10 protein-coding genes are annotated in these 13,058 nt (G+C 44.6%); 2 read left to right on the forward strand and 8 right to left on the reverse strand.

Annotated elements, in window-relative coordinates; translation table 11 throughout:
• Window positions 1-346: 346 nt before the first annotated feature.
• The 6 genes from atpC to BANH1_RS06425 form a co-directional block, all read right to left on the reverse strand.
• A complete protein-coding gene (gene atpC, locus BANH1_RS06400; RefSeq protein WP_015398545.1) occupies window positions 347-769 on the reverse strand; it encodes an ATP synthase F1 subunit epsilon in 423 nt (140 codons plus the stop codon).
• 49 nt (window positions 770-818) lie between these two features.
• Window positions 819-2,411 (reverse strand): F0F1 ATP synthase subunit beta, encoded by a 1,593-nt coding sequence (gene atpD / locus BANH1_RS06405; RefSeq protein ID WP_015398546.1) that lies wholly within the window; start codon window positions 2,409-2,411, stop codon window positions 819-821.
• Between the two features lie 19 nt (window positions 2,412-2,430).
• Window positions 2,431-3,342, reverse strand: a complete 912-nt coding sequence (locus BANH1_RS06410; RefSeq protein WP_015398547.1) for a F0F1 ATP synthase subunit gamma — start codon at window positions 3,340-3,342, stop codon at window positions 2,431-2,433.
• Between the two features lie 20 nt (window positions 3,343-3,362).
• Entirely contained in the window at window positions 3,363-4,898 is a 1,536-nt protein-coding gene (atpA, locus tag BANH1_RS06415) for a F0F1 ATP synthase subunit alpha (protein WP_015398548.1), read from the reverse strand.
• Window positions 4,898-5,482 carry an ATP synthase F1 subunit delta gene (atpH, locus tag BANH1_RS06420; RefSeq protein WP_015398549.1) on the reverse strand — a complete coding sequence of 195 codons (585 nt, stop codon included), beginning with the start codon at window positions 5,480-5,482 and terminating at the stop codon, window positions 4,898-4,900. The genes atpA and atpH overlap by 1 nt, the downstream gene beginning before the upstream one ends.
• A gap of 289 nt (window positions 5,483-5,771) precedes the next feature.
• On the reverse strand, window positions 5,772-7,967 hold the full coding sequence (locus tag BANH1_RS06425; RefSeq protein ID WP_015398550.1) for a primosomal protein N': 2,196 nt from the start codon (window positions 7,965-7,967) through the stop codon (window positions 5,772-5,774).
• 295 nt (window positions 7,968-8,262) lie between these two features.
• On the opposite strand from BANH1_RS06425, the gene fsa reads away from it, so the two are divergent.
• Window positions 8,263-8,916 carry a fructose-6-phosphate aldolase gene (gene fsa / locus BANH1_RS06430; protein ID WP_015398551.1) on the forward strand — a complete coding sequence of 218 codons (654 nt, stop codon included), beginning with the start codon at window positions 8,263-8,265 and terminating at the stop codon, window positions 8,914-8,916.
• 8 nt (window positions 8,917-8,924) lie between these two features.
• On the opposite strand, the gene BANH1_RS06435 is transcribed toward fsa, so the two are convergent.
• Window positions 8,925-9,554, reverse strand: a complete 630-nt coding sequence (locus BANH1_RS06435; RefSeq protein WP_015398552.1) for an LPS assembly lipoprotein LptE — start codon at window positions 9,552-9,554, stop codon at window positions 8,925-8,927.
• A complete protein-coding gene (gene leuS, locus BANH1_RS06440; protein ID WP_015398553.1) occupies window positions 9,541-12,165 on the reverse strand; it encodes a leucine--tRNA ligase in 2,625 nt (874 codons plus the stop codon). Before leuS ends, BANH1_RS06435 begins: the two co-directional genes overlap by 14 nt.
• Window positions 12,166-12,313: 148 nt before the next feature.
• On the opposite strand from leuS, the gene BANH1_RS06445 reads away from it, so the two are divergent.
• The gene (locus BANH1_RS06445; RefSeq protein ID WP_015398554.1) at window positions 12,314-12,994 is read left to right on the forward strand and encodes a YggS family pyridoxal phosphate-dependent enzyme; all 681 of its coding nucleotides are present in this window, start codon (window positions 12,314-12,316) and stop codon (window positions 12,992-12,994) included.
• Window positions 12,995-13,058: the final 64 nt, after the last annotated feature.

Here is a 13,058-nt window from a genome sequence, read left to right on the forward strand (position 1 = left end):
GCAGATCTGTGGCAGTTATTCAAAACACAGCTAAAAACAAATCTGGAAATAAATAATTCAGAAGAAGCACGTCATCCCAATTAATAACAAAATCAGTCAGCGAACGCACGACACCGCCCCTTGAGCATCACATAAATAGCGGTGAACCGTATAAGCTAAATCAATGTGGCACGCAAACGCCCATCCCAATATAACCACAGACTACGAAGCAAGCATAAAGAAGAAAAATATAAATAAAGCGCCTAAGAAAAGAGCTTGCAAAATAACATAAAAATAGAGGAAATTTCTTACTTTTCAGAAAAAAATAGCTGCGTTTTTCCGCTTAGACTGCTTTTTTCAACGTTCTTTATTTTGCCTCTGTCACGGAATCGCCACTATAAACCGCCAGCTGATAAAAAAGCTCTTTTATTTCACGAATATGCTCATTAGTTGAGCCCGCCCCCAACATTGCTCGAATCTGTAAAATTCGCTGTTCCAAATCATGAAAGGGAAGGTGATCGGCGGTAATAACGGCTTCAGCCAAAAGAGAGCACCCCGCAGAAGTAATATCAGCGACTCCCCCCCAAACAGCAAACTGTTTTTCACCCGAAGAAGACGCAACCAGAATACTTCCCGGCACGATACTAACCATTAAAGGTGCATGATGAGCCATAACCGTTAAATAGCCTGAGGCTGAAGGAAGAACAACCGACACTACTTCTTCTGAAAAAATGAGTTTTTCAGGCGTCACAATCTCAAACAAAAAACGCTTTGCTTCATTATTTTCCACAAGGACCTCTTGTCATCTTCTACGGCAAACATTCATTGCAAACTAATTTTTACGAAGAAGCTTCTGCAATCAGACGCTTTCCTTTTTCAACTGCCTCATCAATCGAACCAACCATATAAAAAGCCGCTTCCGGTAAATCGTCATAATTACCAGAACAAAGACCTTTGAATCCCTTAATGGTATCTTCCAACGACACGAGTTTTCCAGGCGAACCAGTAAAAGCTTCAGCTACGTGGAAAGGCTGTGAAAGAAAACGCTCAATTTTTCGCGCCCGCCCTACCAATAACTTGTCATCCTCAGAGAGCTCGTCCATTCCGAGAATAGCAATAATGTCTTGCAAAGATTTATAACGCTGCAAAATAGTTTGGACCTGACGAGCAACAGCGTAATGTTCTTCACCTACCACCAATGGATCCAACATACGCGAGAAAGAATCAAGAGGATCAACTGCTGGATAAATTCCTTTTTCGGCGATTGAACGAGAAAGAACTGTTGTCGCATCTAAATGAGCGAAGGATGTTGCAGGCGCAGGATCAGTCAAATCATCCGCGGGAACGTAAATAGCCTGGACGGAGGTGATAGAACCTGCCTTTGTGCTCGTAATACGCTCCTGCAAAGCCCCCATATCTGTCGCCAAAGTTGGCTGATACCCCACAGCAGAAGGAATACGGCCTAAAAGAGCTGAAACTTCCGCACCGGCTTGTGTAAAACGGAAAATATTATCCACGAAAAAGAGCACGTCCTGACCTTCATCGCGAAAGCTTTCGGCAATCGTTAAACCTGAAAGAGCAACGCGTGCACGCGCACCTGGGGGCTCGTTCATTTGCCCGTAAACAAGCGCACATTTTGATCCTTCAGCTGAACCTTCATTCTCTTTCGGATTCACATTCACGCGACTTTCGATCATTTCATAATAAAGATCATTCCCTTCACGTGTTCGTTCTCCTACACCTGCAAACACTGAATAACCACCATGTGCCTTTGCAATGTTGTTGATCAATTCCATAATCAAAACGGTCTTACCAACACCAGCGCCCCCAAACAAACCGACCTTACCACCCTTAGAATAAGGCGCTAACAGGTCAATCACTTTAATACCTGTAACAAGAATTTCTGATTCAGTTGCTTGGTCCACATAAGCAGGTGCTTCTTGGTGAATAGCACGTGTTTTAGTTGCGGCAATTGGCCCTGCATTATCAACCGGCTCCCCAATGACATTCATAATGCGGCCAAGCGTCGCTTCTCCAACGGGAACGCAAATCTGAGCCCCTGTATCAAAAACCTTTTGGCCGCGTGTAAGACCGTCTGTCGTGTCCATAGCAATGGTACGCACTGTATTTTCACCTAAATGCTGTGCCACCTCTAAAATGAGCCGCTGCCCCAAATTTTCTGTTTCTAACGCATTGAGGATATTTGGCAACTTTCCTTCAAATTGCACATCAACGACAGCCCCAATAACCTGCTTAATCTGACCAACCGAACCTCTTGCACGGTCATCTTTAGAAAGCGTAACTTTAGGCTCAGAAGAAACCGCTCCACTCGCTTTGGATTTCAGGGCGACTTTTTTTGCACCTGAACGAGCAGCTGGCTTCTTTTCTTCAGCTTTTGATGCTCCTTTTTTTGACGTCGCTGCTTGTACCATCAATTTTCACCTTCTTAATTTAAAGCGCTTCAGCGCCCGCAATAATTTCAATCAATTCAGTGGTGATCTGTGCCTGACGTTGGCGATTATAAGTCACAGTCAATTTATTAATCATTTCACCCGCATTGCGCGATGCATTATCCATAGCGCTCATTTTAGCACCCATTTCACCAGCAACATTCTCGAGTAAAGCATGCAAGACCTGCACAGAAATATTGCGTGGTATAAGTTCGTCTAAAAGAGAAGCCGCGTCTAACTCATAATCATAAACAGCCGGTTGTAAAACTTCATTTTCGCCCGCTTTTGCGCCGACCTCTAACTCCTTAAAAGAGCTTTTTTGTGAAATTGTTGGAATTAAATTCAAAGCTACCGGACACTGATTTATCACAGAAATAAATTCAGAATAAAAAAGCGTACACACATCAAATGCACCCTCATTAAATAAATCAACGATACGTTGACTAATTGCCTCTGCCTCTGCAAAACCAACACGCTTTACAGAACGCAAATCAACGTGATCAATCATCAATGATTTAAAATCACGAAATAAAATATCTGCCCCCTTTTTGCCTACAGTCAAAATTTTAACCGTTTTACCAGCGGAAAGAAGCGCATCAATGTGCTGACGAGCATTGCGAACAATCTGAGTATTAAAGGAACCACACAAGCCGCGCTCAGCTGTGCAAACAACTAAAAGATGCACATCATCACGATCGGTACCGCGCATCAAAAATGGCATATCAACTATATCAACGTCAGCGGAAATACGAGCAATAATAGCGGCCATACGCTGAGCATAAGGACGCGCGGCCTCGGCCGCCTCCTGCGCACGGTGTAGCCTCGCCGCCGCAACCATTTGCATGGCCTTGGTAATTTTTTGTGTCGCCTTAACCGAGGCGATACGGTCTCTTAGATCCTTAAGCGATGCCATTTAAGCATTCCATCAATCAATTACGAAAAATTCTTTGCGTAAGTATCAAGGACAGCGACAAGCTTATCCTTCGTTTCGCTCGTTATCTGTTTTTGATTAGAAATAGTATCCAGCAAATCCTGATGATCCCCGCGTAAAAGCGTTAAAAGGCCCTGTTCAAATCGACCAACATCAGAAACCACTAGTGAATCGAGGTAACCATTAACACCTGCGAAAATCACAACAACCTGTTCTTCTACTTTAAGTGGCGAAAATTGCGGCTGTTTCAAAAGTTCTGTTAAACGGGCACCGCGATTTAAAAGATGCTGCGTCGACGCATCCAAATCTGAACCAAATTGCGCAAAAGCCGCCATTTCACGATATTGAGCTAATTCACCTTTAATCGAACCTGCGACCTGTTTCATCGCTTTAATCTGCGCAGAAGACCCAACACGCGATACTGAAAGCCCGACATTCACGGCGGGGCGAATCCCCTGATAAAACAAATTGGACTCTAAAAAAATTTGCCCGTCTGTAATTGAAATTACGTTCGTTGGAATATAGGCAGAAACATCATTTGCTTGCGTTTCAATAACCGGCAAAGCTGTCAAAGACCCAGACCCGTTATCAGCATTCAGCTTTGCAGCCCGCTCTAAGAGACGAGAATGAAGGTAAAAAACATCCCCTGGATAAGCCTCACGACCAGGCGGACGACGAAGCAAAAGAGACATTTGACGATATGCAACAGCCTGTTTTGAAAGATCATCATAACCGATCAAAGCATGCTGACCGTTATCACGAAAATATTCCCCCATCGCGCAACCAGCAAGAGGCGCAATAAACTGCATTGGAGCAGGGTCAGAAGCCGTAGCTGCTACAATAATTGAATAGTCAAGCGCCCCATGTTCTTCCAAAATCTTAACAAATTGCGCGACCGTCGAACGTTTTTGACCAATAGCGACATAAATACAATAAATCTGATCTTTATCTCGTCCAGAACTTTTGTCCCGCGAAGGTTTTTGATTTAAAAATGTATCGAGCAAAATTGCCGTTTTACCCGTTTGACGATCACCAATCACCAATTCACGCTGCCCACGACCGATAGGGATAAGTGCATCGATAGCCTTCAATCCTGTTGACATTGGCTCATGCACCGATTGACGCGGGATAATACCAGGAGCTTTTATATCCACACGACGACGCTCCGCTGCTTCAATAGGCCCTCTCCCATCAATTGGATTGCCAAGCGCATCCACCACACGTCCGAGCAGAGCCGGCCCCACAGGCACATCCACAATGGACTCTAGCCGTTTCACAACATCGCCTTCACGGATATCGTGGTCCGGTCCAAAAATGACAACTCCAACATTATCAGTTTCCAAATTCAGTGCCATACCGCGCACGCCATTTGGAAAGGAGACCATCTCACCCGCTTGGATATTATCCAAGCCATAAACGCGGGCGATGCCATCGCCTACCGACAAAACCCAGCCGATTTCTGAAACTTCGACCTCTTGGTCAAATTTCTTGATTTGCTCTTTTAAAATTTTTGAAATTTCGGACGGTCTAATATCCATCAACTGACCTCTTTTTCCAACGCAATCTTAAGCGAAGACAATCTCGCCACGAGAGAAGCATCAACCTGAGATGATCCAGAGCGGATAATGAGCCCACCGAGGATGCTCGGATCAACGGAGATACGTAGCAAAATTTTTTTCCCAACAACACCTTTCAAAGCCGCGCGCAACTCTTCTTTTTGGTCGGCATTTAACGGGCGTGCAGAAATAATTTGTACCACAGCTTCCCCGCGCGACAAAGCGACACAATGCTGAAAAGCGCGAAAAATACCAGGCAGGGCGGAAAACCGACGATTCACCGCAACGACGCGCAAAAAATTGCGAATAACACGGCCTGCTTGCTCATCAGAAAACCCAATATTTTCACAGACAGAATACACCACTTCAACCCGCTTTTGCGCTGAAAAAAATGGGTTCTGCACGAAACGCTTTAAGTCTTTCTCTTGATCTAAGACGACTAAGAAAGCTGCCAACACCTTTTCAACATTATCGATGTAACCTAATTCCTGAACCAAATCAAAAAGCGCTTGCGCATAACGCCGATCCACCAGCGGCGACGGCACAAGAGACAATAAATCCGACACGAAATACCGCCCCTTTCCTTTGAACAACTCTCTGACAACGACCAGATGGCCACAAACCAAATGCCCCAAATTTCAAGAAACCCCATTTTTGAAATTTAGAACAAAAAAACTTTCCGGCTTCTAGCATAGACACAATCGACTCGCAACACCACAAAGTGGTGCTTTTTGAAAATTTTAAATAAAATAATCAAAACACCTCTAAAAACAATCCAACACTAAAGGCCCCCAAAAAAGAGGAGTTTCCATAATAAAAGCACCTTATAAAAGCGGGTTCTTTTATTTCTCATTTTCACAGAAAACTTTGTGGATCAATATCAATTTGAACCCGCACTGAGCTATGTGTCTTCGGCGCACGAGAAAGCATTGCGCGGATAAATCCCTGCATATCGAAAGAACGCGGTGCATGCAGCAAAAGCCGAAAACGATAACGCCCACGCACAAGCGCTAACTGTGCTTCTGCTGGCCCCATTACCGATACATCTTGAACTGATGGTGCTGCTTGACGCAACATGCGCGCGTAATTTTCTGCTGCCTGGCGTTTTTCCGAAGACACTATTAAAGCCGATAATCGCCCATAGGGTGGTAAATTATAATGTTGGCGCGACGCGATTTCGTTTGCGTAAAAATCTTCAGGCTGCCGCGAAAGGAGTGCCTGTATGACCGGGTGATCTGGCTGATAAGTTTGCAAGAACCCTGAACTTTTTAGCCCCATGCGCCCTGCTCGCCCTGTAACCTGAGACAGAAGCTGAAAGGTGCGCTCACCTGCCCGCAAATCACCATTAGCAAGTCCGAGATCAGCGTCAATTACCCCAACTAGAGAAAGACCAGGAAAATGGTGCCCCTTAGCCACTAATTGTGTCCCGATGATAATATCGACCTCTCCGTTTGCAACCGCTTCTAATTCTCGCCGCAATTGGTTTACTCCCCCTTTCAAATCAGTCGACAAGATCAATAATCGCGCCTGCGGAAACAGTTCCCTTGTTTCTTCAGCGATTCTTTCCACTCCCGGTCCGCAAGCGACTAAATGATCGAGAGTCCCACATTCAGGACAGGCTTCTGGAATAGGTTGATGATAACCACAATGGTGGCATTTAAGCTGGCGTTGCGAACGATGTTCAACCAACCAGCTTGAACAATCCTTACAGTGAAAACGATGCCCACAAATTCGACATAATGTTAAAGGCGCGTATCCACGTCGATTGAGAAAAAGAAGAGCTTGTTCCCCTTTATCCATAGTATGTTTTAAAGCATGCTCGAGAGAAGAAGAAATAAAACGCCCTTTTTCTACCCCTCCTCGGCGCATATCGATAATCTGCAATTGTGGCAACGCCGCCGCTTTAAAACGTGATGGTAAATGTGCTCGCTGATAGCGGCCCCACAGCACATTAACTTGGCTCTCAATTGAAGGTGTCGCTGAAGATAAAATGACAGGAAAATTCTCAAAAGACCCCCGTGCAACAGCCATATCGCGTGCATGATAAAAAACGCGTTCTTCCTGTTTATAGGCACCATCATGTTCTTCATCAACGATAATGAGCCCAAGGTCTTGGAAAGGTAAAAAAAGCGCCGATCGTGCTCCGGCAACGACCCGCACCCTTCCTTCTAAAACTTGTCGCCACACACGTTCCCGACGACGCGGTGCCAAATCTGAATGCCACTCAACGGCTGATGCTCCAAAGCGTGCGCGAAAGCGATCTAAGAATTGTTGCGTTAAAGCAATTTCCGGCAACAAAATCAAAATCTGCTTGCCGCATGTCAATGCTTGAGCTACCGCTTCAAAATAAACTTCGGTTTTTCCTGAACCGGTGACCCCATCAAGCAAAAAAACCTGAAACTGAGAAGACAAAACACCTTCGCGCAAAAGAACCGCAGCTGCTTCTTGCTTTCCTTCTAAAACAGGTGGACAAAAATCAGGATCAGGCGTTGCTGCGAGTGCAGGGGCGGGCATCACAACATCTTCAAAAACTCCCAGTGACCTTAACCCTTCAACAACTGAAACAGAAGTCCCTGCTGCATGAGCGAGGCCAGAACGCGTCCAAACCGTGCCATCGCGCACTAACTCTAAAACCCGCGATCGCGCGGCCGTTAAACGTTCAACCTCTCCCCCACGATACCGTAAACCTAACATCTGTTCTTCCGGCTCTAATGCCGCCGGTACACGTAAAACCAACCGTGCCACAAGGCCAAAAGGGGCCATAGTATATTGGCTAACGAAACGCAAAAACGCGATCATCTCAGCTTTTAACGCCGGACAATTGAAAACATGGGAGACCAAACGTAACTTTTCACGCGCACTTGGTCCATCTTCGGCCGCCTGCTCGCCAACTGCAACGACAAAACCGCAAATCTCGCGTCCTGCGACAGGAACACGAACAAAAGATCCAACCTCTATTTCTAGGTGAGGCGGAATTATGTAGCTATAGGCCTGAAGAACAGGAAGCGGCACCAAAACCGAAACAATCTGCATCTCTGTCTTTGATTTCATCTTTGATACCGGACTCGCTTTGGTGCTTTATTTTTCATACGCACCACTCTGTTTTAATAACTCTTTTTGTTCTGACTTACCGCTCCGCCTTCCCCAAGAAAAGACTTTTTCCTCCTTCACGTTGAGCACGTAAACGCTTTAACATAGCTTTCCTATATTCTTTTCATTTTTCTGCCAGATTTCTTGATCCACCGTTATAGACGGTAATCAGCCTCTTGCCTTCTTAATAAACGATAGCGCATAAAACAAACGAAGAGAATCACTGAGAAGCTTGAAAGCACCAAGGAGACCTAAAATGAAATTTTTTGTGGATAGCGCCAATATTGAAGAAATCAGAGAATTATATAATTTAGGCTTGGTTGACGGTGTCACAACGAACCCCTCTCTCATTCTTAAATCTAAACGCAATATCTTCGACGTTATAAAAGAAATTTGTGCACTTGTTAAAGGGCCCGTTTCTGCTGAAGTCGCTGCGACTGAATTTACAGCTATTATGCAAGAAGCTGCCGTTCTAGCCAAAATCGCTGACAATATTTGCATCAAAATTCCTTTGACACTCGACGGATTAAAGGCTTGTAGAGCCTTAACAGAGCAAGGGTTAAAAACGAATATCACTCTTTGTTTTTCCGCTAATCAAGCACTGCTTGCCGCAAAAGCGGGCGCGACATTTATCTCACCTTTCATCGGTAGGCTAGATGATTGCGGGGTCAACGGCGTAGAATTGCTCCACGAGATCCGCACTATTTACGATCATTACGGTTTTGCAACACAAATTTTAGCTGCCTCGATTCGTACAACCCACCATGTTAAAGAAGCTGCCTTAAGCGGTGCAGACGTTGCTACCGTTCCGCCAGAAATCTTAAAAGCTCTGGTCAAGCATCCTTTAACGGATAAAGGCTTGCAGATATTTTCGGCTGATTGGGCAAAAACGGGCCAAAATATCACGTAAAAAACAGCTTAAAGCTTTGCTACGTCTTTTGAAAGAAGCATAAAAATTTGTTCAGCTAACTCTCTAGCCGCCCGCTCACGTGCATTCTCTTCAGCTTGCATCGTTGCATATTCTTGGCGAAGCCGATCAAAAGATGTGTTTATGGCTCCCGTCCCTTTCGCAACAAGGACATTTTTCATATCTTGTAAGATATAGGAAGCCCTGCTCACTACTGTTTCAACAAAGGGGTAGTCTTCTTCTCTACCCCTTTCTAGCATAGCCTCCATCCGTTCAGAGTGACGTGTAAAAACGGATGTCTCTAACGACAATCGATACGCCGGCGTAGAAGGCTTTCCTCCGTGCCCATACATGAGAAACAGCAAATGATTGCGTACCATTTGGCCGAAACGATCTGAGGGTTCTTCAACTATAATGCTCGCAAATTTTGCAGCAAGCTGTGAAGAAAATATATCTGATTCACTATGGGAAGCCGTAAAACGCCGCGAAGAAAATATATCCGGATGCTCATTAGCAGTATCAGGAGTTATTGTTGTCGACAATTGTGATGTCTGGCGATAAAGCGGCTCAACCGTGCAGCCATATAAAAGAGCTGACAAACATATACCAACAGCGATAAAAAGCCCTTTAAACGACGACATTGACGATCCTTTGCGGAATAATAATAATTTTTTTAACAGGCTTTTCTACTAATTGTGCTCGCACAAAGCCAAGAGCTAAAACAGCCTCTTCAATGGCTTCTTTATCAGCTGTCACCGCAACAGTCACGTCACCTCGTTTTTTACCATTAATCTGCACGGGCAAAGTAATGGAATCTTCAACGATTAATGCAGGATCATAAGCAGGCCACGGGCATTGAGAGATGAGCGTTTTCTTCCCCAATTCAGCATGACATTCTTCTGCTAAATGAGGCATCATGGGTGCAATCATCGCAAGAAAAAAATCCATTGCTTGGCGCAAAGCGGACTTCATTTCATCTTCGGCATTTTCGATCTTATTCAAAAATGGCGCCATAATATTCAATAATTCATAAAGGCGCGCAATAGCTCGATTAAATGCGAGCTTCTCTAGATCATCTTCAACAGCACATAAAGTACGATGCACTACTTTTGAGAGCTCCAAAGCCGCCCCTTGACGGCCTGTACGCGGGACTACTTCTCTTAAAACCGACGCACTTAAAGCCACCGAGCGCCAAATACGCTGTACAAAGCGATGCGCCCCTTCAACCCCGGATTCCGTCCAAATAATATCACGCTCAGGAGGAGAATCTGATAAGACGAACCAGCGCACTGTATCTGCGCCATAGGAAGCAATAATATCGTCAGGATCAACCACGTTCTTTTTTGACTTCGACATTTTTTCAATCGGACCAATTGTGACTTCACTCTGATCAGTTAATTTATAAGCGTGACGTTTTCCCTCTTTTTCTATGATTGAAACTTCCATCGGTGAAACCCACCCCTGGTCATCCCGATAAGTTTCATGCACAACCATTCCTTGCGTAAAAAGCCCTTCGAAAGGCTCGTCTCCAGCGACATAACCTGCAGACTTCATAGCACGCATAAAAAAACGCGCATATAAAAGGTGTAAAATCGCGTGCTCGATCCCACCAATATATTGCTGAACAGGCAACCATTGAGCTGCCGCCTTTTGATCGACCGGCTCTTGTGCCCAAGGATTGGTGAAACGTGCATAATACCAAGAAGAATCCACAAATGTATCCATCGTATCGGTTTCACGTTTAGCTGATCGACCGCAAGAAGGGCAAGCGACTGTTTGCCATGCTTCATGACGTGCAAGAGGATTGCCTGGTTGATCAAAAGCTACATCATCCGGTAAAACAACCGGCAAATCAGCACGCGGTGCAGGGACCACTCCGCAAACCGCACAATGAATCATAGGAATCGGACATCCCCAATAACGCTGTCGCGAAATCCCCCAATCACGCAACCGAAATTGAATTGTTTTCTGTCCTTGGGGCTGATTATTAAGAAGCTGTTCCTCAAGTTTTTTAGCGGATGCTTCAAAAGCTTCCTGTGGCGTAAGACCATTTAAAAAATCAGAGTTGATCATCACTCCATCGCCAGTGTAAGCTGTTTCGGAAATTACAAAGTCCTTGACGTCAGCATCTTTTGGTAAAACGACTGGCCGCACAGGGAGAGCATATTTACGCGCAAAATCCAGGTCGCGCTGATCATGAGCCGGGCAACCAAAAATAGCTCCCGTCCCGTAGCTCATTAATACAAAATTAGCAACATAAACAGGAATGCGTACCGCCGGATTAAATGGGTGGATAGCCAAAAGCGACGTGCGAAATCCTTCTTTTTCAACTTTTTCAAGCGCCGCAGTTGTCGTAGCACCACACCGACAACGTGCGATAAATGCCTCAAGTTCTTCATTTTTTTGCGCCAGAGCTTGTGCGATTGGATGATCCACGGAAAGAGCCAAAAAAGAAGCACCAAATAAAGTATCAGGGCGCGTGGAATAACAGACAATTTCGTCAAAAGTGCTACAGGAATCGTCAGCGATATCTGTTTTATGCAAAGCCCAACGAATGAAAAGACCCCGCGACTTACCGATCCAATTTTTTTGCATAATGCGGACTTTTTCTGGCCATTTATCGAGCTCTTCAAGCCGTGCTAATAAATCTTCACTAAAATCGCTAATTTTAAAAAACCACTGTGTTAATTCGCGTTGTTCAACCAGTGCTCCAGAACGCCAACCACGACCGTCAACAACCTGCTCATTAGCCAAAACTGTCTGATCAACTGGATCCCAATTCACTTTGGCCACTTTGCGTGTGATAAGTCCTTTGTTGTACAGATCAAGAAACAATATTTGTTGGCGGTGGTAATAATCTACATCGCAGGTAGCAAATTCACGTGACCAATCTAAGGAAAATCCCAATCGCTTTAATTGCGTGCGCATCACCGCAATATTTTGGTAGGTCCACAGCTTTGGATGCACTTTATTCTGCATAGCTGCATTTTCAGCAGGCATACCAAAAGCATCCCACCCCATTGGATGCAACACATTAAATCCCTTCGCACGTTTATAACGCGCAACAACATCCCCCATAGCGTAATTTCGTACATGCCCCATATGAATGCGGCCTGAAGGATAAGGAAACATCTCTAAAACGTAATATTTTTCACGCTCATCATCAGGAGTGATTTGAAAAATTTTCTTTTCGTCCCAAATCGCTTGCCATTTTTGTTCTTGCGCGCGTGGATTATAGCGTTCGATTGTCATTCTCGTTATACTCTTTACAAAATTAAACTAAAAAGCCTCTTTAATGCTTCACCATGGATTAACGCCATGGTCAACCTTTTCAGCGAGTATTTTAAGAATTTTGAAGCGATAACTTGGCCGTCAAACAAAAAACAGAAAGCACACAATCATGAATACAGCCAATGAGAACCCCGTTAATGCATGGAAATGCCTTAAACAAAATATTGCTGAAACATGTAAAGATTACCACCGCCCCTTAGAAAGCATCCAGCTCATCGCTGTTTCAAAAACTGTTTCCGCGCAGCAGATTATCCCCCTCTTAAAAGAAGGCCAATCTCTTTTTGCCGAAAATCGTGTACAAGAAGCGGCTGATAAATGGCCCCCCTTGCGTCAGCAATTTGGCGCTATCGAACTTCACCTCATCGGGCCTTTACAATCCAATAAAATAGCAAAAGCTGTCCAAATTTTTGATGTCATTCAAACGATAGACCGGGAGAAAATAGCCAAAGGTTTAGCTGAAGAAATGCAAAAACAAAAAAAACATCTTCCTTGCTATATTCAGGTCAATATTGGACTAGAACCACAAAAAAGTGGTGTTCATCCTCAAGAAACAGCTGCCTTCGTCTCCCAATGCAAAAAGCACTACGGGCTTGACATCATTGGCCTTATGGCGGTTCCCCCTGCACAAGAAAACCCAGGTCCCTATTTTGCACTTTTAAAAAAACTGGCAAAAGAAGCCGGCCTCTCAAAGCTTTCTATGGGAATGTCGAATGACTTTAAAACTGCTCTTCAGTTCGGAGCAACAGCTCTTCGCATTGGCTCGGCTTTATTTGGGGAACGTCCCATTTAAGATTTTCTTGATTATCAAACACCTTGGTTTTTTCGTAAAAACGCTTTCCAAATCATTATTAAAC

This window comes from Bartonella australis AUST/NH1 (assembly GCF_000341355.1).
In the GTDB taxonomy this organism is placed as follows: domain Bacteria; phylum Pseudomonadota; class Alphaproteobacteria; order Rhizobiales; family Rhizobiaceae; genus Bartonella; species Bartonella australis.